General features: G+C 73.1%; 24 protein-coding genes. 12 read left to right on the forward strand and 12 right to left on the reverse strand.

Annotated features, from left to right (window positions below):
* Nucleotides 1–3: 3 nt before the first annotated feature.
* The 7 genes from ABGB16_RS12485 to ABGB16_RS12515 all read left to right on the forward strand — a co-directional run bounded on the left by ABGB16_RS12485 (nt 4) and on the right by ABGB16_RS12515 (nt 6,472).
* The gene (locus tag ABGB16_RS12485) at nt 4–909 is read left to right on the forward strand and encodes a DUF2090 domain-containing protein (protein WP_347668172.1); all 906 of its coding nucleotides are present in this window, start codon (nt 4–6) and stop codon (nt 907–909) included.
* Entirely contained in the window at nt 906–2,354 is a 1,449-nt protein-coding gene (locus ABGB16_RS12490; RefSeq protein WP_347668173.1) for an FGGY family carbohydrate kinase, read from the forward strand. Before ABGB16_RS12485 ends, ABGB16_RS12490 begins: the two co-directional genes overlap by 4 nt.
* A gap of 39 nt (nt 2,355–2,393) precedes the next feature.
* The gene (locus ABGB16_RS12495; RefSeq protein WP_347668174.1) at nt 2,394–3,590 is read left to right on the forward strand and encodes a sugar ABC transporter substrate-binding protein; all 1,197 of its coding nucleotides are present in this window, start codon (nt 2,394–2,396) and stop codon (nt 3,588–3,590) included.
* 107 nt (nt 3,591–3,697) lie between these two features.
* Entirely contained in the window at nt 3,698–4,648 is a 951-nt protein-coding gene (locus ABGB16_RS12500) for a sugar ABC transporter permease (RefSeq protein WP_347668175.1), read from the forward strand.
* A gap of 95 nt (nt 4,649–4,743) precedes the next feature.
* Nucleotides 4,744–5,490 (forward strand): carbohydrate ABC transporter permease, encoded by a 747-nt coding sequence (locus ABGB16_RS12505; RefSeq protein ID WP_347668176.1) that lies wholly within the window; start codon nt 4,744–4,746, stop codon nt 5,488–5,490.
* Between the two features lie 118 nt (nt 5,491–5,608).
* Nucleotides 5,609–6,148, forward strand: a complete 540-nt coding sequence (locus ABGB16_RS12510; protein ID WP_347668177.1) for a zinc ribbon domain-containing protein — start codon at nt 5,609–5,611, stop codon at nt 6,146–6,148.
* An 81-nt stretch (nt 6,149–6,229) separates the two neighbouring features.
* Complete coding sequence (locus ABGB16_RS12515; protein WP_347668178.1) at nt 6,230–6,472, forward strand: dihydrofolate reductase family protein; 243 nt, start codon at nt 6,230–6,232, stop codon at nt 6,470–6,472.
* A 36-nt stretch (nt 6,473–6,508) separates the two neighbouring features.
* Here the strand turns inward: ABGB16_RS12515 and ABGB16_RS12520 are convergent, their stop codons facing one another.
* From ABGB16_RS12520 to coxB, 10 genes are read right to left on the reverse strand one after another with little or no spacing between them, the layout of a single operon-like run.
* Complete coding sequence (locus ABGB16_RS12520; RefSeq protein ID WP_347668179.1) at nt 6,509–6,832, reverse strand: hypothetical protein; 324 nt, start codon at nt 6,830–6,832, stop codon at nt 6,509–6,511.
* On the reverse strand, nt 6,829–8,598 hold the full coding sequence (locus ABGB16_RS12525) for a cytochrome bc complex cytochrome b subunit (RefSeq protein WP_347668180.1): 1,770 nt from the start codon (nt 8,596–8,598) through the stop codon (nt 6,829–6,831). Before ABGB16_RS12525 ends, ABGB16_RS12520 begins: the two co-directional genes overlap by 4 nt.
* A complete protein-coding gene (locus ABGB16_RS12530; protein ID WP_347668181.1) occupies nt 8,595–9,458 on the reverse strand; it encodes a Rieske 2Fe-2S domain-containing protein in 864 nt (287 codons plus the stop codon). The genes ABGB16_RS12525 and ABGB16_RS12530 overlap by 4 nt, the downstream gene beginning before the upstream one ends.
* A complete protein-coding gene (locus ABGB16_RS12535; RefSeq protein WP_347668182.1) occupies nt 9,458–10,222 on the reverse strand; it encodes a c-type cytochrome in 765 nt (254 codons plus the stop codon). The genes ABGB16_RS12530 and ABGB16_RS12535 overlap by 1 nt, the downstream gene beginning before the upstream one ends.
* Nucleotides 10,223–10,243: 21 nt before the next feature.
* Nucleotides 10,244–10,630, reverse strand: a complete 387-nt coding sequence (locus ABGB16_RS12540; RefSeq protein WP_347668183.1) for a c-type cytochrome — start codon at nt 10,628–10,630, stop codon at nt 10,244–10,246.
* A complete protein-coding gene (locus ABGB16_RS12545) occupies nt 10,627–11,532 on the reverse strand; it encodes a cytochrome c oxidase assembly protein (RefSeq protein ID WP_347668184.1) in 906 nt (301 codons plus the stop codon). The genes ABGB16_RS12540 and ABGB16_RS12545 overlap by 4 nt, the downstream gene beginning before the upstream one ends.
* Entirely contained in the window at nt 11,529–11,930 is a 402-nt protein-coding gene (locus tag ABGB16_RS12550; protein ID WP_347668185.1) for a hypothetical protein, read from the reverse strand. The genes ABGB16_RS12545 and ABGB16_RS12550 overlap by 4 nt, the downstream gene beginning before the upstream one ends.
* Nucleotides 11,930–12,559, reverse strand: a complete 630-nt coding sequence (locus tag ABGB16_RS12555; protein ID WP_347668186.1) for a heme-copper oxidase subunit III — start codon at nt 12,557–12,559, stop codon at nt 11,930–11,932. The genes ABGB16_RS12550 and ABGB16_RS12555 overlap by 1 nt, the downstream gene beginning before the upstream one ends.
* Nucleotides 12,556–14,484, reverse strand: a complete 1,929-nt coding sequence (ctaD, locus tag ABGB16_RS12560; RefSeq protein WP_347668187.1) for a cytochrome c oxidase subunit I — start codon at nt 14,482–14,484, stop codon at nt 12,556–12,558. The genes ABGB16_RS12555 and ctaD overlap by 4 nt, the downstream gene beginning before the upstream one ends.
* Before the next feature lie 8 nt (nt 14,485–14,492).
* Nucleotides 14,493–15,521: a cytochrome c oxidase subunit II gene (gene coxB / locus ABGB16_RS12565; protein ID WP_347668188.1), complete on the reverse strand. Its 1,029-nt coding sequence runs from the start codon at nt 15,519–15,521 to the stop codon at nt 14,493–14,495.
* Between the two features lie 140 nt (nt 15,522–15,661).
* Between coxB and ccsA the strand changes: the two genes are divergently transcribed.
* The 5 genes from ccsA to ABGB16_RS12590 are packed head-to-tail and all read left to right on the forward strand — an operon-like array spanning nt 15,662 to nt 20,291.
* Nucleotides 15,662–16,420, forward strand: a complete 759-nt coding sequence (gene ccsA, locus ABGB16_RS12570; RefSeq protein WP_347668189.1) for a cytochrome c biogenesis protein CcsA — start codon at nt 15,662–15,664, stop codon at nt 16,418–16,420.
* Nucleotides 16,417–16,827 carry a cytochrome c maturation protein CcmE gene (locus ABGB16_RS12575; protein WP_347668190.1) on the forward strand — a complete coding sequence of 137 codons (411 nt, stop codon included), beginning with the start codon at nt 16,417–16,419 and terminating at the stop codon, nt 16,825–16,827. Before ccsA ends, ABGB16_RS12575 begins: the two co-directional genes overlap by 4 nt.
* A complete protein-coding gene (locus ABGB16_RS12580; protein WP_347668191.1) occupies nt 16,817–18,787 on the forward strand; it encodes a cytochrome c-type biogenesis CcmF C-terminal domain-containing protein in 1,971 nt (656 codons plus the stop codon). Before ABGB16_RS12575 ends, ABGB16_RS12580 begins: the two co-directional genes overlap by 11 nt.
* The gene (locus ABGB16_RS12585) at nt 18,784–19,338 is read left to right on the forward strand and encodes a TlpA disulfide reductase family protein (RefSeq protein WP_347668192.1); all 555 of its coding nucleotides are present in this window, start codon (nt 18,784–18,786) and stop codon (nt 19,336–19,338) included. Before ABGB16_RS12580 ends, ABGB16_RS12585 begins: the two co-directional genes overlap by 4 nt.
* A complete protein-coding gene (locus ABGB16_RS12590; RefSeq protein WP_347668193.1) occupies nt 19,335–20,291 on the forward strand; it encodes a cytochrome c-type biogenesis protein CcmH in 957 nt (318 codons plus the stop codon). Before ABGB16_RS12585 ends, ABGB16_RS12590 begins: the two co-directional genes overlap by 4 nt.
* A gap of 278 nt (nt 20,292–20,569) precedes the next feature.
* Here the strand turns inward: ABGB16_RS12590 and menC are convergent, their stop codons facing one another.
* Both menC and ABGB16_RS12600 read right to left on the reverse strand, forming a co-directional pair.
* The gene (gene menC / locus ABGB16_RS12595) at nt 20,570–21,676 is read right to left on the reverse strand and encodes an o-succinylbenzoate synthase (RefSeq protein WP_347668194.1); all 1,107 of its coding nucleotides are present in this window, start codon (nt 21,674–21,676) and stop codon (nt 20,570–20,572) included.
* On the reverse strand, nt 21,673–22,533 hold the full coding sequence (locus ABGB16_RS12600) for a GNAT family N-acetyltransferase (protein ID WP_347668195.1): 861 nt from the start codon (nt 22,531–22,533) through the stop codon (nt 21,673–21,675). The genes menC and ABGB16_RS12600 overlap by 4 nt, the downstream gene beginning before the upstream one ends.
* Between the last annotated feature and the right edge of the window lie 29 nt (nt 22,534–22,562).

Below are 22,562 nucleotides of genomic sequence, written 5' to 3' on the forward strand. Positions count from 1 at the left end.
CCGATGAGCACGTTGTACATGCTTGCCTTCGATCACCGCGCCTCACTGACGAAGATGTTCGGCGAGCACGGGGGCACCTACCAGGGGCGGCCGGTCGACTACTCCGCGCTCAAGCGCGTCATCTGGGAGTCGTTGCCGCTCGCGATCGCCGCACGCGGGCTGCAGCGGTCGACGCTCGGCGTCCTCGTCGACGAGGAGTACGGCGCCGACATCGCCCGGGAGGTCACCGGACAGGGGCTCGTACTGGCCATGCCGGCCGAGCGCAGCCTGCAACGGGTCTTCGAGCTCGAGTACGGCGACCAGTTCGACGTACACGTCGAGGCATTCGACCCCGACCACGTGAAGGTGCTCGCCATCGCCGACGAGACGCTGCCGGCCGACCTCCTCGCCGTCTCGATGTCCCGGCTCCGGGAACTCTCGGAGTGGGTGTCCCCGCGGCGTCAGCGGCTGATGCTGGAGCTTCTCGTGCTCCCGTCCGTCGAGCAGTTGGAGGCGGTCGGCGGCGACCGGGAGCGGTTCGACACCGAACTGCGCCCGCAGATCATGGTGGACACGATCCGTGCCTACCAGCAGGCTGGCATCGAAGCGGACATCTGGAAGGTCGAGGGCCTCGCCACCGTCGACCAGTACCAGGCGGTTGCCGCACAGGCGCGGGCGGACGGCCGCGACGACGTCGAGTGCATCGTTCTCGGCCGCGGCGCCGACGACGCGCAGATCCTGCACTGGCTGCACGTGGCCGGGCGGGCCGACGGCTTCACCGGCTTCGCGATCGGCCGCAGCACCTGGGCGCCGAGCCTGGAGGGGCTGATGACCGGCCGACTCGACGCGGCGCAGGCCCGCGCGGAGATCGCCGACCGGTTCGTGTCGTACGTGAACGCCTTCGAGGGCAGGGCCGGGGACCTCCCATGACCAGAGCGGCCGACGAGTTCTACCTCGGCGTCGACGTCGGCACGACGTACACGAAGATCCAGATCGTGGACGCCGACGGGAACACCGTCGCGCTGAGCTCTCGGGCCACCCCCTGGGAGCGTACGGCGGGAGCCACGATCCTCGCCCCGGACCGGCTGCTCGACGAGGTACTCCAGCACCTCGAAGCGTTGCTCGCCGACCACCCGGCGGGCCGGGTGGTCGGCATCGGCCTCACCGGGTTCGGCGAGACCGGCGTGCCGCTGGGCGCGCGGGGCGACATCCTGGCACCTGGCCTGCCCTGGTACGACGTGCACGGCGCCAACCAGCTCGACCGGCTCGCCGTCACGCTCGGCCTGGAGGCGTTCACCGGCAGCAGCGGCCTGCCCGTGAACCTCAAGCCGTCGCTGTTCAAGTTCGCCTGGCTGGCCGAGCGGTACGCCCCGCTGTCGCAGTGGGTCCGGTGGCTCAGCATCCAGGAGTGGCTCGCGTTCCGGTTGACCGGGGCGCTCGCCGGCGAGGCGTCACTGGCCAGCCGCACCGGACTCCTCGACGTCGTCTCCGGCCGGCAGTCGGAGGAGACCAGCGCCTGGGCGGGCGTGCCGCCGACCCTGCTGCCCGACCGGGTCGGGGCCGGCACCTCGCTCGGCCCGGTGACGACCGGGCCGGCCAGGATCCGCGGCGCGCACGTCACCATCGCCGGCCTCGACCACCTCGTGGCCGCGGTCGGGCTCGGCGCCCTCGACGACGCCGATCTCGTCGACTCGTGCGGCACCGGCGAGGCGATCATCCGGCACCTTCCCGAGCATCCGTGGAACGCGCTCAACCTGGTGGATGCGGTGAACCGCGGGCTGTCCGTCGGCCGGGACGTGTTTCCCGGACGGCTGCAGGCCATGGCCAGCGTGCGCAGCGGGATCGGCATGGGGCGGTTCCTGAAGCTCATGGGAATCCAGCGCGACGAGCTGCCGGCGCTGGACGAGGCGGCGCTCGCCGTGGTCCCTCGGGTCGACGGACCCCGCGTCTCGAACGTCTGGCTCGACCAGGCTCAGCTCACCAACATCGACTACGAACCGGACCGGGCCGAGGTGTGGCGAGCCGTCATCGAGGCGGTGCAGGAACGCGCCGCCTACCTGGTCCACCAACTCGACGTCGTGGCCGGGATCCCCGCCCGCCGACGCATCATGACCGGTGGCGGGCTGACCAGCCACGCGGTCCGCGAGATCAAGCGCCGCTATCTCGGCGACTACGAACTGCCGGACATCTCCGAGGCCACGAGCCTCGGTGCCGCGCAGTTCGCCCGGATGGCCGCCGGTGCCATCCCCCCGATCCGGATCACCGGATCACCAACCGACCCGGCAGTCGACAACGCCTCCCACCACCACCGTGCGCCCGTCGACCCTGCCGATCACCTCGCCAGCGTTCCTGGCGGCAGAGAAGATCAGAGGTAAGGCATGCGACACCACCGACTCGGCGTCAGCATCTGCGCCGTGACCGCACTCGCCCTCCTCGCTGGCTGCGGCGATTCCGCCGGTACCGACAGCGACGGCCCGGAAACCATCACCTTCGCCGCGTCGATGCTCGGCGAGCCGAAGCGGGGCCCGGAACTGACGGCTCTGCTGGAGAAGTTCAACGCCAGCCAGGACGACTACGTCGTCAAACCGGTCTCCATCCCGTTCGCGTCCTTCGGCACGACCATCTTCACGCAGCTCGGCCAGGGTAAGGGCCCCGACGTCATCGCGTTCGACCAGATGAACATCTACGAGGCCGCCGACGCGAAACTGATCCGTCCGCTGGACGATGTCGTGAAGGACGTCGACCTCACCGCGGCCGCCGAGTCTCTCGTCATGGACGACCACCAGTGGGGCGTCCCGCTCGACGTCTCCAACTACGCGCTCATCTACAACCCCGACCTCGTTCCGAAGCCGCCGGCGACGTTCGAGGAGTTCGTCCGTGTCGCCCACGAACAGACGGTGGACGGCCGGTTCGGCTTCGCGTTCCGGACCACCCAGGCCGAGGAGGCCGGTGTCTGGTACGACCTGAGCAACTTCGTCTACGGCGCGGGCGGCGCGTGGAGCGACGACGCCGGCAACCCCACGATCAACAGCCCACAGACGGTCGCCGGCGTCAAGGCGTACGCCGACGTCTACAAGGCCGGCGTCATCCCGAAGGGCTCGACCGCCGCCGACTACCGCCGCATGTTCGCCTCGGGCAAGATCGCCATGATGATCGACAACGGCGGGATCCCCACCGTTCTTCGTGGCACCAACCCCGACATCCCGATCGCCGCCGCGCCCGCACCGTTCCCGACGCGGACCATCGGCCAGGTGATGGCCGCCATCGGCATCAACGCCAACACCAAGCACGCCAAGGCGGCCGAGGCGTTCGTCCGCTGGTTCCTCGGTAAGGAAGCGCAGACGACCGTCCAGGGCTTCCTCGGCGGAAGCCTCGTCGCCACCCCCGTGGAACGGACCACGGAGGAGCTCACCAAGTCGCCGTTCGTCAAGGTGTTCGACGCGCAGAGCGACCACGCCCGTTCGTTCATCCCGACCGGACTCGAAGTCGAGACGCCGCGGATCCGCTCCGCAGTGGTGCAAGCGGTGCTCAACGCGCTGCAGACCGGCGGCGACATCCAGCAGGCCCTCGACGGAGCACAGGAGAAGGCCAAACAGCTCGCCGGCAAGTAGCCGCCCACGGGAGTGGGGCCGGCGCCGTGCCGGCCCCACTCCCAGCCACCGTCCCGCCGGTACATCCCCCCGGGCGTACGCCCGTCCCCCGACGAAACGAGCCACACATGTCCGTACTCGACGCGACATCGACGCGCGGCCGCCAGCGTGTCGGCGGGCCGAAACCGGCACCGCGACGACGGGCGGGCGAGCGTCTGCTGCCCTACCTCCTCGCAGCGCCGGCCGTCTGCTACCTCGTGGCGTTCCAGGGCATCCCGTTCCTTCAGCAGGTCGTGCTGAGCTTCTCCGACACGAGCCTGCTCAACCCCACGAGCATCGACCTGATCGGCCTGGACAACTACCGCGACGTCTTCGCCGATCCCGGGTTCCTCAGCGCCGTTCGCGTGACGATCGTGTACGTCATCGCCTGCGTCTTCGGAACGATGCTCCTCGGACTCGGCACGGCGCTCCTGATGAACCGCAACTTCAAGGGCCGCGGCATCGCGCGATCGCTGCTGATCATCCCCTGGGCGGCGCCGGCCGTCGCCGTCGCGCTCATCATGGCGTGGATCTTCAACCCCCAGTACGGCGTGGCGAACGATGCCCTCGGCGGCGTCGGCCTCGCGCCCACCGACGGGCAGTGGCTCGACAGCACCTCCCGAGCCCTGGGCACGATCCTCTTCATCACGATCTGGCAGTTGTTCCCCTTCACCGCCGTGATCATCCTCGCCGCGCTGCAGGCCGTTCCCGACGAACTCCACGAGGCGGCAATGCTCGACGGAGCCACCTGGACACAACGCTTCCGGGCCGTCACCTGGCCGGTCATCCGGCCCACGATCTCGATCCTGGCGCTGCTCATGACCATCTGGTCGATCCGCCGCTTCGAGTTGATCTGGCTGATGACCCAGGGTGGACCGGCCGGGAGCACCAACACCCTGGTCATCGACCTGTACCGGCGGGGATTCGTCGAGCGTGAGCTCGGGCATGCCGCCGCCGTCGGGTTCGTCGGGGTCGTCATCTCACTGGCGATCACCGTCATCTTCTTCGTCGTCACCAACCGAGCAGAGAAGTCGGCCTAGCCATGCGTCATGGACTCAAGTACCGAATGGGGCTGACCGGGGCCGTCACGGTCGTGCTCGCCCTCGTTGGTCTCGCCGTGTTCCCGTTCTACTGGATGCTCATCACCGCCACCCGTACCGACGACGAACTGTTCGGCGATCGACCCCCCCTGTTGCCCGACCCGTCCGGGCTGGGCACGTTCGCCGACGTGTTCAGTGACACGACCATCGTCCACTGGCTCACCAACAGCGCCTTGATCGCCGCTGGGACGACGGCCCTGACGATGGCACTGGCCGTGCCGATCGCCTACGCGATGTCACGGTTCGACTTCCGTGGCAAGGTACTCGTCGGCATCGGGCTCCTCGTGACCCAGATGCTTCCCGAGGCGGTGCTCGTCGTGCCGCTGTTGTCGGTGTTCAAGACGCTCCACCTGCTGGACAGCCGCAGTGGGCTCGTACTGGGCAACACCGCCTTCGTGCTGCCGGTCGTGACGTGGATCCTCAAGAATGCCATCGACACCGTGCCACGCGACCTCGACAACGCGGCCAAGATCGACGGCTGCTCACCGGTCAGCACCCTGTGGCGGGTGATCGTTCCCATCGTCGCGCCCACCATGGCAGCCGGATCCGTCATCGCGTTCTTCCATGGGTGGAACGAGTACATCTTCGCGGTGAGCTTCCTTACCGACCCCGGGCTCCAGCCGATGTCCGTGGGCCTCGCCGGATTCATCGGGGAGATCAGCACACCGGTCCAGACCGTCATGTCCGTCGGAATGATCTACACGCTGCCCGCCGTGGCGCTCTACCTGCTCATGCAGCGTTACATCGTGTCGGGCATGGCCGCCGGAAGCGTCAAGGGATGATCTTGACGGCCCGTACCGCCGCCGACGGGCGAGCCAACCCGGCCGGTGGGCGCCGGCGGTGGTGCGTTCGACCAGGTCGACGGTCGGCCGGCGTGACGCGCGTGTGCAGTCGGCCACGGTGACCCGCTCCAGGCAGACGACCACGGGCCGTGCCGCCGCTGAAGGACGTCCCGGCCCTGCGCGGCGGGCACCGGGTCTGAGCGGCCCGGTGCCGCGCCGTCGTCGGCTCGGCGTGCCCCGAGCGGGCGACGCTCGTCACCACCGTGCTGCCGGCGGCCGCCGCCAACTGGCGTACAAGACCGACTGGAACGGCGGCCAGCTGCTGGTTGCCGACCGCTGGTATCCATCCTCAAAGACCTGCTCGGGTTGCGGCGCGGCGAAAGCCAAGCTGGCCCTGTCCGAGCGCGAGTACCACTGCCAGGCGTGTGGCCTGATCATGGATCGGGACCGCAACGCCTCGCTCAATCTGGCCGCCCTCACAGCCAGGCACGACACCGCCGGGAGTGGCCCGGTGGCAGCACGTGGAGCCGACCAGAAGACCCGCGTACGCGGGCAGGTGGCCATGAAGCGTGAACCCGGCACGACACCAGTCGGTCAGACCGGGACCGTCCCACCGCAAGGCGGGACTACCAACCGTGTGCTCGCCAGAGCGCACTGAAAGGTAACGGTTCCTCGGTTTCTGGCCCTCGGCGAGGCCCCGTGGGAGCGGACGACGGTCGTCGACAAGCCGACCGCCGAGGTGGTCGCGGACCTCAAGGCGACCGAGGGCGGCGACATTCTCGTGCTCTCCAGCGCGAGCGTCATCAAGGCGCTGCTGGCCGCCGACGAGGTCGACCGGCTGGCGCTCACGATCTTCCCGGTCTTCCTCGGCGGCGGGCCGCGCCTCTTCGACGACGGCCTTCCCACGGGGCAGTGGGCGCTCGCCAGCCAGGCCGCCGGCGAGCATGGCACGTTGGCTCTCGTCTACGACCGAGTCCGCTGAGCCAAGGATGACGGCGCACGAAGGTGGGCGCCCCATTCATCCGGCCGGTGCCCGCGCCACGATCGACAGGCGGCCCTGCTGCTCCAGCACCGCGAAGTCGATCCCACCCGGGTCGGGAGCGTGGACGAGGAGGAGCGCCAGCAGGGTGACCATACCGGCCAGGTAGCTGGCGTCCGGCGCGCTGGGCAGCCGGCCGACGATCGCGCCGACCGCGACGGCGGCCACGAAGTCGTACGGGGAGACCTCGCCCACGGTGCGGCGGCGGCTGATCCGGAAACCGGCCACGGCGGTGAGGTAGAGCAGCACCGTCTTGAGCCCGACCCAGACCAGCTCGGGCGGGTGCCCGATCAGCGCCCTCACGGCCGCCCGCTCGGTCCGGCGGGCTCGTCCGCCGGCGGCGACCCGGGTTCGGCCGGGTCCGGTGGGGGCGGCCCCCGACGGCCGCCGCGCCGCCGGTGGTCGAGGAGGAGGCCGACCAGAAGCGATCCGGCGGCGGCGGCGCGACCCCAGCGGCGCAGGGCGGTGCGGACCCGGCCGGGCGGCGGGGGCGGCGGCGGGCCGGGCACCACCGCCCGGTCCACGCCCGGGTACGCGAGCCGGGCTGCCCCGACCGCCTCCTCCCGCGACGTGACCGCCCGGTTGCTGGTGAGAGTCACCTGCCCGGTGTCGTCCCGGTAGCGCCACCGCCACAGCGCACCCTCCGGCCACAGCTCGACCTGCCCCGGTCGGTGCAGGTCGGGGACCTCGGGTTCGTCCTGGCCGGCCGGGCGCCGGGGTGCGGGGCGGGTTGCCCGGCGCAGGTCGGCCCGGGTGAGTTCACCGAGCGAGGATGCCTCCCCGCGGCGCAGCGCCCGCGCGACGAGAAAGGCGAGGACACCGGCCAGGACCGGCAGGACGAGCACCAGGATCCGGAACAGCGTGAGCAGGTCGTAGACCGGCACGCGGAGGAGTCGGGCGAGGATGTCGTCACCCGCGGCCACGACGAGCAGACCGTAGAAGGTCAGGGCGCACACGCCGATGCCGATCCGGGCCGGGTGGTCCCGGGGCCGGTCGAGCAGTTGGTGCAGCTGGCGGTCGCCTGTGCGCCACCGTTCGAGGAACGGCCACAGGTAGAGGAGGAGGAAGGTCAGCCCGCCGAGAACGACGCCGGGGAAGAACGGCGCCGGCACCAGGTACCCGCCGACACGGAACTCCCACGGCGGGAACAGGCGCAGCGCGCCGTCGCCCCAGGCGACGTACCAGTCCGGCTGGGCCGGTGAGGTGGACTGTGCGGGCTCGAACGGGCCGTACAGCCAGACCGGGTTGATCTGGACCAGGCCGCCGAGGGCGAACAGCACCGCCAGGATCCAGGAGAAGAGGGCGAGGGTACGCAGGGTGTAGCTCGGCCACAGCCGGGATCCGACCACGTTGTGCTCGGTCCGGCCCGGGCCCGGGAACTGGGTGTGCTTCTGCCGAACCACGGCACCCAGGTGCAGTGAGATGAGAGCGACGAGGACGGCCGGTACGAGCAGCACATGGGTGACGAACATCCGGGGGATCATCTCGTCGGACGGGAACTCGCCAGCCAGGGCCAGGGCGACCAGCCACGTACCGACCACGGGGATGGACTCCACCACGGAGGTGATGATCCGCAGGCCCAGCCCGGACACGAGATCGTCGGGCATCGAGTAGCCGGTGAAGCCGTTTGCCAGGGCGAGGGCGAGCATGGTCACGCCGATCAGCCAGTTGAGTTCGCGCGGCTTGCGGAAGGCCCCGGTGAAGAAGATCCGGGCCAGGTGGAGCATGATCGCCGCGACGAAGGCCAGCGCCGCCCAGTGGTGGGTCTGCCGGATCAGCAGGCCGGCCCGGACGTCCCAGCTCAGCCGCACGGTGGAGGCGTACGCGGCGGAGGTGGTCGCGCCGTCCAGGGGAGCGTAGGAGCCGTGGTAGACCCGGTCGGCGGAGCTGGCGTCGAAGAAGAAGGTGAGATAGACCCCGGTGAGGATCAGCGTGACGAACGAGTAGAGCGCGATCTCGCCCAGCATGAACGACCAGTGGTCCGGAAAGACCTTCGCCAGCGCCCGGCGGGTGATGGGCGAGAGCCGGAACCGGTCATCCAGCGCGCGGGCCAGGCTGCCGAGGATCATGGCCGGCTCCAGAAGCCGGCGCCGGGCGGTGAGGTGAAGTCGCCGGTCGCCCGGAGGTAGCCGTCGGAGCCCACCTCGACCGGCAGTCCCGGCAGCGGCCGGGCCGCGGGGCCCGCGACCGGCCGGGCACCGGCCAGCAGGTCGAACGACGACTGGTGGCAGGGACAGAGCACCCGGCCGGTGCCCTTCAGGTAGAGCCGTACCGGACAGCCTGCGTGGGTGCAGAGCAGCGACCAGACGGCCAGTCCGCCCAGGTGCCCGCCAGCGGGCTGGCGGATGAAGCGCCCGGGGTCGAGACGGACCGCGAACGCCGGGGCGTCCCCGACGTCGACGCCGCCCTCGGGGAAGACCCCGACGAGCGTGTCGGCCGGCACGTCCTCCGGACGCAACGGTCGTCCCTCGCCGTCGACCAGCCGGACGCCGGGCCCCCACGGGGTGTCCTTCAGCGACCGCGCCGGGCGTTGCCGGTCCGACGGGAGCAGGGAACGCAGCGGGAACAGCGCGGCGACGCCGAGAGCAGTCAGCGCGAAGCCGAGCGCCGCGAGCAGCCCCCACCGGCGCGTGGGGCTGTCCGGCGCGTGGAGCACGGCCGCCGTCATCGCCTGCTCGGCCGGGGGCGGGGTGAAGCCCTCGTGCTCCTCGACGTAACCGCCGACCCGGACCAGCCGCCGGGACCAGACCGCGAGCCCCACCGCCAGGCCGGCGAAGGCGACCGCAAGGCACACGCCCTCCCACTGGGTTCCGCCGTCCAGCCCGTACGTGACCGCGAAGCCGATCGCCCCGGCGGCGCTCACCAGGAACGCGCCGGCGATCCGGCGGCTCGCGGCCCGCTCGGCCTTCGGCTGGGTGCCGCCGTTCATCACTCACCCGCCCTTCGGCTCAGCCAGCGCACGGCGCCCACCAGCAGCCCGAGCACCACCGCCCAGGCGACCAGCCCCTCGGCCAGCGGACCCAGCCGGCCGAGCGGGTTGCCGCCCCGGTCCAGCCGCTCGCCGCGCAACTCCCGGACGTAGCCGGTCAGGTCGTCGACCTGCCGGTCGGTCAGCACCTGGCTGGGAAAGGCCGGCATCAGTCCCGGCCCGACGCGGACGGCCTCGGCGACCTGGGTGGGCGAGGCGTCGTACAGCGGCGGCGCGATCCAGCCGTTGGTGAGAACGGCGCCCGAGCCGGTCGCCCCGTGGCAGGGCGCGCAGTTGGCGGCGAAGAGGTCTCGGCCCGGGACGACGTCGCCGGGGCCGACCCGGGGGATCTGGGGGCCTCCGCCGCCGAAGCTGGCCACGTGGTCGACCAGCGCCGAGATCTCCTCGGGGGAGAAGACCGGCGGCCGGCGCGACGACTGCTGCACCTCCTGGGTCACGGGCATCCGGCCGGTGGAGAGCTGGAAGTCCACCGAGGCCGGGCCGACGCCGATCAGCGACGGCCCGCGCTGCGACCCCTGCCCCTGCGGGCCGTGGCAGCTCGCGCACTGCTCCAGGTAGAGCCGGCTGCCCAGGTCGGCCGCGGGAGCGGTGGTCGCCGGCGCGGCCGGGCCGGGCGCGGACGCGAGCGCCACCGGTCCCGCGGCGAGCACCAGCACGACCCCCGCCGCGAGCGCCCGGCGCGGATGCGCCGCGGGCAACGTCACCGTTCGTCGTCGCCGCATCGATCAGTCCAGGGTGTAGAGGTAGGCCGCGATGTCCTGCGCGTCGATCGCGCTGACGCCCAGCTTCGGCATGGCGGTGCCCGGCTCGACGGCCTGCGGATCCATGATCCACCGTTGCAGGTTGTCCGCGTTGTTGGGCAGCTCACCGGCGACGTAGGAACGGGCGCCGAAGCGGGTCAGCGGCGGCCCCACGAGTCCGTCGGCCCGAGCGACGCCGGGGATGGTGTGGCACGAGCCGCAGCCGTACCGGGCGATCAGCTGCGCACCCCGGTCGGGGCGGCCGGCCCGGGACTCGGGGGGCGGCGGTGGCGACGTCGAGGAGCACCCGGTCACGGCGACGACCGGCAGCACCGCCAGCACGGTCGCCAGAATCCAGAGCCGACCGCTCATCGCACCATTCCTTCCGTCGCGGTGCCGGTCGCCGCCGGCTGCGGGGGCCGGCCCGGACAGGCGGCGACCAGACGGTCGGGCCGCTCCCGGTCCAGTCGCAGCAGCCAGCTCCCAAAGATCGCCAAGGTGGCCACCAGCACGACCAGGTCCATCGGCGCCCACATCAGCAGCCCGGCGAGCTGCTGGTCGGCCAGCGGGTCGGGGCCGAGCACGCGCGCGGGATAGACCGGTTCGGGGGCGAAGGTGAGGGCCGCGCCGAGGGCCGAGGCGGGCAGCATGGTGCCGACCAGCAGCAGCACCGACACCGGCGCCGGGGTGCGGTGCCGGGCCGCGCCGAGCACGGGCGCCCACAGCAGCCAGGCCGCCGCCACCAGGCTCAGGTGCTCGGCGGTGTGCACGACCGGGTGGTCCACCGCGGCGACGTACGGGCCCGGCAGGTGCCACAGCCACAGGACGAGGGTCTGCCCCGCTCCGGCCAGCAGGGCGTACCGGGTCGGACGGCGCAGCCAGCGCACCGGCCGTGCGGCCCGCACGCGGGCCAACTGCCGGCGCAGCGACCGCGGCGCGGCCAGGGTCAGCGGCAGCCCGGCCGCGCCGGCCGCGAGCAGGGGGCCAGCCACCAGCGCGAACAGCATGTGCTGGGCCATGTGCCCGGCGAAGGAGGACTCCGCCAGCCGATGCAGCGGGCCCTGGTCAGCCGCCAGCGCCACCAGCAGCCCGCCGGCGAACGCGCCCACCCGCCAGCCCGGCACCACCCGGCCGGGGCCACGGCGCGTCCACACCTCGTGCACGCCCCGGCCGTAGCCGGCCGCGATCAGGCAGAGCCCGGCGACGACCAGCATGGTCAGCAGGCCGTCCGCGACGTCGCCCGGGCCGGGCCCGTGGGCCCGGTAGCCGCTCATCCCTGACATGGCGGGAACACCAACACGGCGACCCCGCCGAGCACGATGATCGCCAGAAACAGCAGGTTCGCCCAGACGCCCACCACGGCGAGCAGCCGGGACCGGCTCGTCGCCCGGTCCGCGTCGCCCGCCGCCTGCGCCCGCGCGGTCCGCCACCACACGAGCGCGGCCACCAGAAGCGCTCCCGCGGTGGCCACGGCGGGCACGACCACGGCGATGCCGAGCGCCTGCCAGAGCGGCACGCCGGAGATGTGCTGGGACCCGGCGGCGCAGGCCAGCTCGTCCAGGCTCCAGGCGGCGAGCAGGTGCACCGCCCAGGCGACGGCGCCACCGAGCACGCCGTACCAGAGCAGCAGCCCGCCGGCCAGGCGGATCCGCGGACCGGGCTGGGCGCTCATCACAACCGCGGGGAGAGGTAGATGGTGAACAGGATGGCCACCCAGACCGTGTCGACGAAGTGCCAGTAGATGGCGACGTTGCGGACCCGGTCGTGGCGGTGGGCGCCGAAGCTGCCGCCGCGCAGGGACGCGACGAGCAGCCAGCCGATCATGGTCAGTCCGACCAGCACGTGCAGCCCGTGGAATCCGGTGATGACGTAGAACAGCGAGCCGTACGCGTTGGTGGTCAGGCTGAACATGTGCAGCTTCTCGTCGTACTCGGTGCCCTGCAACAGCAGGAAGGTCGTCCCCATCAGGAGAGTGGCCGCCATCCCGAGCCGCAGCCGCCGGCGTTGGCCGTGCCGGATGCCGCGCTCGGCCCACATGACCGGCAGGCTGCTGGGCACCAGGATCGCCGTCATCACCAGCGGCTTGAGCAGCGTCGGATCCTCGATGCCGGGGGGCGGCCACTGCGGGCCGTACTGGAAGCGCAGGTAGAAGTAGCTGCCGAGCAGGCAGGCGAAGAGGGTGGCCTCGGTGGCCACGAACATCACCATGCCCCACCAGCCGGTCGGCCGGCCCACCGGCAGTTCCGTGGTGAGCGCCTCGGCGCCGGTGGCCGCGGCCACGACTCCGCCCCGGTCCGTCATGACGCGACTCCGAGTTCCTCGTCCGGGCGGCGCGTCGGCCAGAGCCAGGCCGCGACCGTCGCCGCCACCGCCGCCACCGCGGCGACGGCGACCGGGTACCAGGCCAGCAGCATGGCGACGAAGAAGACCAGCAGCGCGCCGGCGAGCACCAGGGGCTTGAAGGTGGGCTCCGGCATCCGCACCGCCCGCTCGGGGCGCGCGTCCAGCTCACTGGTGAACAGGGTGCGCCGGCCGTGGCTGAGGATGCGGTCCTCGGTCGCCCCCGAGCTGGTCGACTCGACGGTGCGCTCGTCCCAGGCGGGATGCAGGCTGTGCACCTGCGGGATCACCGGGAAGTTGTACGGCTCGGGCGGTGACGCGGTGGACCATTCGAGGCTGTCCCCGTCCCACGGGTCGGCCGGCGCGGGCCGGCCCCGCCGTACCGCGTGCACCACCCCGATGAGCACCAGCAGCAGGCTGACCGCCAGCAGGTACGCCCCGATCGTGCTGACCAGGTTCCATCCGTTCCACCCCAGGTCACCGCGGTAGGTGTAGACCCGCCGGGGCATGCCGAACAGGCCGTAGAGGTGCATGGGGAAGAACGTGACGTGCATGCCGGTGAAGAACAGCCAGAACGCCCACCGGGCGAGCCCCTCGTGGTACATCCGGCCGGTCATCTTGGGCAGCCAGTAGTAGATGCCCGCGAGGATCGGGAAGACCGCGCCGCCGACCAGCACGTAGTGGAAGTGGGCCACCACGAAGTAGGAGTCGGTGACCTGCTGGTCGAACGCGGTCAGCGCGAACATCGCGCCGGTGAAGCCACCGAGCACGAAGGTCACGATGAACCCGATGACGAACAGCAGCGGCGCGCGGAGCACCAGCCGGCCGAGCAGCATGGTGGCCAGCCAGGCGAAGATCTGGATTCCGGACGGGATGGTGATGATCGTGCTGGCCGCGCTGAAGAAGCTGTACGACAGCTGCGGCAGTCCGGTGGCGAACATGTGGTGTACCCACACCCCGAACGAGATGATCGAGATCGCGACGATCGCCAGCACGATGAGCGGGTAGCCGACGACGCCCCGGCGGGTGAAGGCGGGCAGCACGGCGGAGACGATGCCCAGCGCCGGCATCACGATGATGTACACGTCGGGATGCCCGAAGATCCAGAACAGGTGCTGCCAGAGCAGCACGTTCCCGCCGTGGGACGGGTCGAAGAAGTGGGCGCCGAACCGGCGGTCGAGGAAGAGTAGCGCGTTGTCCGTGTTCAACGCCGGCAGTGCGAAGATCACCATGAACGCGGTGGCCACGATCGCCCAGACGAACAGCGGCACCCGGTTGAGCGACATCCCCGGCGCGCGCAGCTTGAGCGCGGTGACGATGAAGTTGATCGCGCCCGCCGTGGTCGAGATGCCGAGGAAGAGCAGGCCGAGCGCGTAGACGTCCATGTGCAGGCCGGGGTTGTTCCGCACGTCGTTCAGCGGCGCGTAGGCGAACCAGCCGTTGTTCGGGGCGGCGCCGAAGGGCAGGCTCGCCCACATGAACAGCCCGGCGAACAGGAACACCCAGTAGCCGAAGGCGTTCAACCTCGGGAACGCCATGTCCCGGGAACCGATCATCAGCGGGACGAGGAAGTTGCCGAAGCCGAACAGCATCGGGGTGGCGAACAGGAAGATCATCGCCGTGCCGTGCATGGTGAACAGCTGGTTGTACTCCTGCGGGGACAGGACCTCCGCCTCGGGCCGGGCGAGCTGGGTACGCATGGTCAGTGCGCCGAGTCCGGCGAGGGCGAAGAAGAACCCGGCGGTGACCAGGTAACGCCGGCCGATCTTCTTGTGGTCCACCGTGGTGAACCAGGCGCGCAGCGACCGGGGCTCCTCCCAGTGCTCGGTCAGCCGCTCCAGGTCGTCCCGCCCGACGCCGGGCGGTGTGCCGGTGGTGGTGGACATCGTCGCACCTACTCCAGTGACCGCAGGTAGGCGATGAGGTCGGGCAACCGGGCGGCGTCGACCGGCTGCGGGGGCATCGCGTTGCCGGGCTTGACGGTCTGGGAGTTGGCGATCCACCCGCCGAGGTGCCCGGCGTCGTTGGGCACCGCCCCGGCGCCGATGCTCCACCGCGAGCCCACGTTCGACAGGTCGGGCCCCACCCGCCCCTGCGCGCCGGTGCCCCGGATCGAGTGGCAGGCGGCGCAGGTGCCCTGCACGAACGCCTGCTGCCCGCGCCGCTCGGCGTCGGTCCGGGGCGCCCGGGCCGGAGCGTCCAGCCGGGCCAGCCAGGCATCGAACTCGGCGCGGGACTGCGCCACCACCAGGAACGCCATGTGGGCGTGCTGGGTGCCGCAGTACTCGGCGCACTGGCCACGGTAGCTACCGGCCTTCCGCGCCTCCAACCAGGTCTCCCGGGTCTCGCCGGCGATCAGGTCCGTCTTCGGCATGAGCTGCGGCACCCAGAAGCTGTGCAGCACGTCGGCGGTCCGCAGGCGCACCTTGACCCGCTCCCCCACCGGGATGTGAATCTCGTTGGCTGTGGCGCCGGAGGCGTCCGGGTAGCGCACCTCCCACCACCACTTGTGGCCGGTGACCTCCACGGTCAGTGCGTCCCGGCCCGGACCGGCACCGAGCGCGGCGAGGTCCCGCAGGCCGACCCCGTAGACGGCCACCAGGATGACGAAGGGAATCGCGGCCCCGGCTATGGTCACGAACCGCAGCGGCTGGCCGTGGCGCACCCGTGCGGCGCCCCGCCGGAACACCAGCGCCCAGGCGAGCAGCGCCATGACCTCGACGAAGACCACCACGGAGATCCAGAACAGCAGCCACCAGAGGCCGTTGATCCGCGCCGCCCCGGTCCCGGCGGGATTCAACGCCGACGGGCTGTCGCCGGAACAGCCGGCGAGCAGCAGCAGGCCGGACAGCAGCGGCAGCACCGCCCGGGGCCGGCGCTGCCGCCGGGCCGAGCGTGACCTGGTTTCCACTGTCGTCTTCACCGGGAAGAACCCTAATCGCGGCCGCCCGGCTTCATCCGTTTTATTCCGAAAGGTGCCGTATGTGGGGCCGAGCGCCTTATCGTGGGCTCCACAGTCCCCACCCTCAGCGGAGCGCCCTCCGGGGCGCGGACAGGGAGATCATGCGCGCCCGCAGCGTGGACCTCGTCGCGGACACCGCCCGGGCCGCCGCCGCCCGCCGAACGATGGCATGGCTCGCCGCCGGACTCGCCGCCGCAGCAACCGTGACCGGGGGCTGGCTCGCACCACCCGACGAGGTGCAAGGCCAGGCACAACGGCTGATGTACCTGCACGTCCCCGCCGCCTGGACCGCATACGCCGCATTCGCCGTCGTACTCGCCAGCAGCGGAGCATACCTGCACGGCCGCGACCTACGCTGGGACCGGTTCGCCCGAGCCGCCGCCGAAGTCGGCGTCACCCTGACCGCCGCAGCCATCGCCACCGGAGCCCTCTGGGGCCGACTGGTCTGGGGCACCTGGTGGGCCTGGGACCCCCGACTCGTCAGCACCGCCCTGCTCCTGCTCACCTACACCGGCTACCTCGCCCTACGCCACGCAGCCGCCGAACACACCGGAACCCACAACGGCAACAGCCACCAGACAGCCCGACCGGCCGCGATCCTCGGCACAACCGCATTCCTACTCGTACCGGTGGTCCACTTCTCCGTCCTCTGGTGGCGGTCGCTGCACCAGCAGGCCACCGTGCTCGCCCCCGACCGCCCACCGATCGACCCACGCATGGGCCTCGCCCTGCTCCTCGCCGCGGCCGCCGCCACCCTCGCCGCGCTCTGCGTCCTGCTGCACCGGGTGGTCCGGCTGGAACGCCGACTCGGCGCGGACGCCGCCCCCGCCGCCGAGCGCCTCCCGGCCCGGGTCGGATGAGCCGTCGCCGGGCCGGCCGGGCCGCCGTCGTCGCCGTGCTGGCCGCCGCCGGCGCGCTGCTGGTCGCCGCCGTGCTGGCCGACACCCTCACCTACTACCGCACCCCCGCCGAGGTGCTCGGCGACCCCGCCGGGGCACGGGACCGGGTCCGCCTCGGCGGCGACGTCGTGCCCGGGTCGCTGCGCCGCGACGGCGACCTGCTGGTCTTCCGCCTCGCCGAGGGCGGCCGGGAGATCACCGTCGAGCAGCGCGGCGTGCCGCCGGAGACGTTCCGGGAGGGCGAGGGGGCGGTCGTCGAGGGCACGCTGTCGCCCGACGGCGTGTTCCACGCCGACCACGTCGTGGTCCGGCACGGCAACGAGTACCGCCCGGCCACCAGCCCCCCGGAGCCCGCCCGTGCTCGGTGACCTGGGCACCGCGAGCCTCGCCGCCGGACTGCTCTGCGCGACCCTGACCGCCCTGCTCTGGCTGCGGGTGGCCCTGTTCGCCGCACCCACCCGACCGGCCCGGCTGGCCTCCGCCGCGACCCTGGCGGCCGCCGCCGTCGCCTGCGCCCTGCTGGAGGCGGCCCTGCTGCGGCACGACTTCGGCGTGGAGTTCGTCGCGGAGAACGGCGGGCGGCACGTCCCGGCGTACCACACCGTGACCAGCCTCTGGGCGGCGCTGGACGGGTCACTGCTGCTCTGGCTGCTGGTCCTCGCCGGGTTCGCCGCCCTGCTGGCCCACCGTCGCCGGTACCCGGCCCGGCTGCACGCGTACGCCATGGCGGTCGTCAGCACCGTGACCGTGTTCTTCTTCGCGCTGTCCGCGTTCGCGGCGAACCCGTTCCGGCCGGTCAGCCCGGTGCCCGCCGACGGTCCGGGCCCGAACCCGCTGCTGCAGCAGCACCCGGCGATGGGCGTGCACCCGCCGCTGCTGTACGCCGGGTACCTGGGCCTGGTGGTGCCGTTCGCGTTCGCGCTCGCCGCGCCGCTGGCCGGGCCGCAGGGGCGGGACTGGGTGCGGGCCGCCCGCCCGTGGACGCTGGCCGCCTGGGCGGCGCTGACCGCGGGCATCGGGCTCGGCGCCTGGTGGTCGTACGCGGTGCTGGGCTGGGGCGGCTACTGGGCGTGGGACCCGGTGGAGAACGCCTCCCTGCTGCCGTGGCTCACCGCCACCGCGTTCCTGCACACCGCCACCCGCCGCGGCGCCGGCCGGGCCGGCTGGAACCTGGTGCTGGCCTGCGCGAGCTTCGTGCTGGTGCTGTTCGGCACGTTCCTCACCCGCTCCGGGGCGGTGTCCAGCGTGCACGCCTTCACGGACTCGCCGCTGGGGCCGATGCTGCTCGGCTTCGTGCTGCTGGCGGTGGTCGCGGCGACCCTCCTGGCCGGCCGGCGGACGCCCGAGCCGCCCCGCCGCGCCGCCGCGCCGGCCCTGTCCCGCAGCACCGCCGTGCTGGCCAACGGCGTGCTGCTGGTGACGATCGCGGCAGTGGTGCTCGTCGGCACGGTCTTCCCGCTGCTGTCCAGCCCGCTCGGCGGCGTACGCACCTCGGTGGGCCCGCCCTACTACCAGCGGACGGCGGTGCCGCTGGCGGTCGCTGTGCTCCTCGTCATGGGGGCGCTGCCGGCGGTCACGGCCCGCGCGGGGGGACTCCGGCGGCTCGCCGTGCCCGGGGGCGTCGCGCTGGCCACCGTCGCGGCGGTGGGGCTGCTCAGCCGGCCCGGCCCGGCGGCGCTGGCCGCGTTCGGCGCGGCGGCGTTCGTGCTCACCGGCGTGGCCACGGAACTGGCGGAGCGGATGCCGCATCCCGGCCGGCCGCGACGCGCCGACTCCGACGCGGCCGCCGCCGGCCGCCGGCACCGGCGGTCCGGCCGGGTCGGCGGGCTGGTCGCGCACGCCGGGATCGCCCTGGTCGCCGTGGGCGTGGCCGGATCGGCCGCGTACGGCCGCGACGTCGAGCGGGTCGTCGGCACCGGGGAGACGCTGCGGGTGGCCGGCGCGTCCGTGCGCCTGGTCGGCGTGGACCGGACCGCCGAGGACGGGACGATGACCGTCCGGGCCCGGCTGCGGCTGTCCGGTGCGGGCGGCGGACGTACCGTCGCGCCGGCGCTGCGCTACCACCCCGCCCGGGACGCCACCGTCACCGTGCCGGCGATCCGCACCGGGCCGCTGCGGGACACGTACGTCACGCTGCTCGCGGTGGCCCCGGACGGCGGCAGCGCCACCGTGCGGCTGGCGGTCAACCCGCTCGTCGGGCTGCTCTGGACCGGCGGCGCGCTGACGGCCGCCGGGGGCCTGCTCGCGGCGGCCGGCGCCGTCCGCCCGCGCCGCCGGGCCGCCGCCCCGGCGGGACCCGGGCCGGTGCCGGCCGGGACGCCGGCATGATCCGCCCCCGTTTCCGTACGCCGCGCGTCGGCCCGGCGCTGGCGCTGGCGCTCACCGCCGCCCTGGGCACGGTCCTCGCCCTCGGCCTGCGTCAGCCCGCGCCGCCGCCGGACTCCGCCGCGGCCGGCGGCATGCCCGCGCCGGCCCCGGCGCTCGCGGGCGCCACCCTGGACGGCGGCCGGTTCGACCTGGCCGACGCCCGCGGTCAGGTGGTGCTGGTCAACGTCTTCGCCTCCTGGTGCGGCCCCTGCCGCGACGAGCTGCCGCTGCTGGTCGACGCCGACCGGCGCTGGTCGCCGCAGGGGCTGCGGCTGGTGGGGCTGAACGTCCGGGACGGGGCCGACGCGGTCCGCGCGCTGCTGGAGCAGACCGGCGCGCAGGGGTTGACCGTGCTGCCGGATCCGGACGGCACCCGGGCGGTCGACTGGGGGGTCCGGGGGGTGCCGGAGACGTTCCTGGTGAACCGCGACGGCCGGATCGTCGACCGGCAGCGGGGCGTGGTCACCGGGCAGTGGCTGGAGCAGCGGGTGGCGCCGCTGCTGGCCCGATGAGGTGGCGGGCCGCCCTCGGGGCGCTCGTCCTCGCGGCCCTGCTCGCCGCCGCCGGCGCGGGGCTGGCCCGGTCGGCCGGCGGCACCGACCGCCAGGACCCGGCGCGCGCCGTGGCCGCCGGGCTGCGCTGCCCGGCCTGCCAGGGCGAGTCGGTCGCCGACTCCCGCTCGCCGATCGCCGCCGCCATGCGGCAGGTCGTGGCGGACCAGGTCGCGCAGGGCCGGGACGCCGAGGAGGTCCGCCGCTGGTTCGTCGAGCGGTACGGGCCGGAGGTGCTGGCCGACGCGCCCGGCCGGGCCGGGCCGCTGCTCTGGGCCGTACCCGCGCTGGCCCTGCTGGGCGCCGGCTGGGCCGCCCTGCGTACGCTGCGGCCCCGCGCGGCGCCGCCCGCCCCCGGGTCCAGCGCACCGCCCGGGCCGGTCGTACCGACCGGTGCCGGCTCCGGGGCGGGCGCGCCCCCCACCCACGTGCCTGCCGCGCCGCCCGGCCGGGGAGTCCGCCGGGCGTGGCGGGTCGCCTCGGTCGGGGTGGTCGCCCTCGTGGCGTCGGTCGCGGTGACCGCCGGCCGGCTCGACCGGCCGGGCCCACCGGCCGAGCCGGCGGACCCCGTGACGGTCGCCGTCGCGCTGGCCCGGGACCTGGAGGCGCAGCGCCGCTACGACGCCGCCGCCCGGATGTACGAGGAGGCGCTGCGGGACCGGCCCGACGACGCGATCCGGCTGCGGCTGGCGTTCGCGCTGCTGCGGGCCGGCGACGCCACCGGAGCGGAGGACTCGGCGCGGAGGGTGCTGGCCCGCGCCCCGGACTCCCCCGACGGCCTGCTCGTGCTCGGGCTGGCGCAGCGCGACCGCCGCTCCCCCGGGGCGGCGGCCACCCTGCGCCGGTTCCTCACCGTCGCGCCGGAACACCCGGCCGCCGCCGAGATCCGCCGGCTCGTGGCCGCCGGCGGGTGAACGCCCTCCTGACTCCAGCCGTGGAAATCGGCCGACGGCCGCCCTGCCCCGATCGTGGCGACCGGTAGCGGGACGCCGGGCACGGGAGGCGGACACGGACGGTCGGCCCCTGTGGAGCTGCCCGCACGAACGGGGCGGCGACGACGGGGCGGCCAGGGGTCCACGCGGCTACGCGCCGAGCGGTGCGAGCCCTGCCGGATCGGGGGGGGGTGCGGTAGCACAGGCGGGGCAGCTCCACAGCGTCCGGCAGAGCGCGGCGGGGGCCCGGTCACGACACGTCAGAGATCGATCCACTCGCTGCGCACGGACGCCTCCTTCAGTGCGGCATCGTCCGGTTCCACCCCGATCCCCGGCCCGGTCGGCACCTCGATCCAACCGTCCCGCATGGTGATCGGCGGGGTGATGTCCCGGGCGAAGAAGCGGTCCGACGCCGACACGTCGCCGACCAGGGAGAAGTTCGGCAGCGCGGCCAGCGCCAGGTTGGCCGCGCGGCCGATGCCGGTTTCCAGCATGCCGCCGACCCACACCGGCACGCCGTGTGCGGCGCAGATGTCGTGGATCCGTCGTGCCTGCAGATATCCGCCGACCCGACCGGGCTTGATGTTGATGACGGCGGCGGCCCCCGACTCGATCGCCTCGACGGCCCGCGCGGGAGAGGTGACCGACTCGTCGAGGCAGATCGGCGTACGCAGTCGCCGGGCCAGCGCGGCGTGCCCGCGCAGGTCGTCCTCGACCAGCGGCTGTTCGATCATCAGCAGCTCGAACGGGTCCAGTCTGGCGAGGTGGACGGCGTCGGCGAGCGTGTACGCCCCGTTCGCGTCCACCTGCAGGGGCACCGCGTCACCGAGGTGCTCGCGCACGGCGCGGACCGGCGCCACGTCCCAGCCCGGCTGGATCTTCAGCTTGATCCGCTGGTATCCGGCGGCCAGGTAGCCGTCGACCGCGTCGAGCAGTTCCGGGATCGACGCCATGATGCCGACGGACACGCCGGACGGAACCGCTGGTCGGACGGCACCGAGATAGTCGGCCAGCGGCATGTTGGCCTGCCGGAGCTGGGCGTCCAGGATCGCGATCTCCAGCGCCGCCTTCGCCATCGGATGCCCCTTGACGGCGGTGAGGGCGGCCCCGACCGCCGCCGCGGTGACGTCGGGCAGGGCGCTGACCGCGGGAACGAGGAAGCGGATCAGCGCGTCGGCGGCGCCGTCGACGTACTCGGCGGAGTAGAGCGGCTGCGGCAGGGCGACGCACTCACCCCAGCCCACCACGTCGGGCGTGACCGCCTTCACCAGGAGCGCTTCCCGGTCGTACTCCACGCCGAACGAGGTCCGGAACGGCGCCACCAGCGGCAGCCGCACCCAGTGCAGCTCGATCCGGGTGAGTTTCACGGCTCGTACGAGGGGGTCGTGTGGGCCGGCACGAGGACGTACTCGTGGGTGCTGGTCATGCCCGCCACCCGGTAGTTGTCGGCGAAGAGCGCCAGGAAGCGGTCCCGTACCGCGAAGCGCTCGCGCTGGGCCCGCTGGCGGTCGGTTCTCCGAAGCATCTCGATGTCCTCCGGTACTGCGATCAGCTCGGCGCCGGGGACCACGCGGGCGTGCCGCCGCATCGCCCCGGGTTCGCCGGTCATGGCCTGCTCGACCCACTCGGAACGCAGGGCCCACTCGACCAGGAGCCGATCGGTGCGTTCGTTGGTGTTGACGCCGTCGTCGAGTCGCCCGTAGAAGTCCGGCCGGTAGGCGGTGACCGTCGCGCCGAGCTTGCACAGGTTGAAGTACCCGTTGCGGCAGACCAGCGGGTCGTACGTCCACGAGATGGCGTCGATGCCGCGCTCCAGCGCCCACCTGCGTTGATGCCGCTTGAGCGCGAGCCCCGTGCCGCGGCCGCGTTCCGCCTGGGACACGCCGGTGATGTAGGAGTGCAGATGATCCGGTCGGCCGGTGCGCGCACCGAGCATCCCCACGGTGCACCCGACCATGCGGCCGTCGCGGTACGCGCCCACCACGTAGTTGCCGGAGTGGCACAGGGTCCGGAGCAGGCTGACGTTGATCAATTCGCTGCGCTCCGCGTCGGTGCTGGCGCCCCAGACCGTCCACAGCAGCTCCGCGGCCGTCTCTATCTGCTCGCCGGTGTGCAGGATGGCGATCGTCAGCCCGGCCTGCGACGACGTGGTGCCCGAGCCGGTCGGATCGGCGTCCGCGCCGACCGCGGTTCGCCGCTCGACCACGGCACCTTCGGTCTTCACCACCGCCACCTACCGTCCTCATGCGCGGA

This window comes from Micromonospora sp. B11E3 (genome assembly GCF_039871625.1).
Taxonomy (GTDB): Bacteria; Actinomycetota; Actinomycetes; order Mycobacteriales; family Micromonosporaceae; genus Micromonospora.

Bases quoted from the DNA above. Each gene is read 5' to 3' on its own strand.
- ABGB16_RS12505 (WP_347668176.1), top strand. From the start codon at position 4,744: ATGCTCATCACCGCCACCCGTACCGACGACGAACTGTTCGGCGATCGA.
- ABGB16_RS12485 (WP_347668172.1), top strand. From the start codon at position 4: ATGAGCACGTTGTACATGCTTGCCTTCGATCACCGCGCCTCACTGACG.
- ABGB16_RS12545 (WP_347668184.1), bottom strand. From the start codon at position 11,532: ATGAGCGGCTACCGGGCCCACGGGCCCGGCCCGGGCGACGTCGCGGAC.
- ABGB16_RS12585 (WP_347668192.1), top strand. From the start codon at position 18,784: ATGATCCGCCCCCGTTTCCGTACGCCGCGCGTCGGCCCGGCGCTGGCG.
- ABGB16_RS12575 (WP_347668190.1), top strand. From the start codon at position 16,417: ATGAGCCGTCGCCGGGCCGGCCGGGCCGCCGTCGTCGCCGTGCTGGCC.
- ABGB16_RS12550 (WP_347668185.1), bottom strand. From the start codon at position 11,930: ATGAGCGCCCAGCCCGGTCCGCGGATCCGCCTGGCCGGCGGGCTGCTG.
- ABGB16_RS12555 (WP_347668186.1), bottom strand. From the start codon at position 12,559: ATGACGGACCGGGGCGGAGTCGTGGCCGCGGCCACCGGCGCCGAGGCG.
- ABGB16_RS12590 (WP_347668193.1), top strand. From the start codon at position 19,335: ATGAGGTGGCGGGCCGCCCTCGGGGCGCTCGTCCTCGCGGCCCTGCTC.
- ABGB16_RS12525 (WP_347668180.1), bottom strand. From the start codon at position 8,598: ATGATCCTCGGCAGCCTGGCCCGCGCGCTGGATGACCGGTTCCGGCTC.
- ABGB16_RS12540 (WP_347668183.1), bottom strand. From the start codon at position 10,630: ATGAGCGGTCGGCTCTGGATTCTGGCGACCGTGCTGGCGGTGCTGCCG.
- ctaD (WP_347668187.1), bottom strand. From the start codon at position 14,484: ATGTCCACCACCACCGGCACACCGCCCGGCGTCGGGCGGGACGACCTG.
- ccsA (WP_347668189.1), top strand. From the start codon at position 15,662: ATGCGCGCCCGCAGCGTGGACCTCGTCGCGGACACCGCCCGGGCCGCC.
- ABGB16_RS12490 (WP_347668173.1), top strand. From the start codon at position 906: ATGACCAGAGCGGCCGACGAGTTCTACCTCGGCGTCGACGTCGGCACG.
- ABGB16_RS12500 (WP_347668175.1), top strand. From the start codon at position 3,698: ATGTCCGTACTCGACGCGACATCGACGCGCGGCCGCCAGCGTGTCGGC.
- ABGB16_RS12530 (WP_347668181.1), bottom strand. From the start codon at position 9,458: ATGAACGGCGGCACCCAGCCGAAGGCCGAGCGGGCCGCGAGCCGCCGG.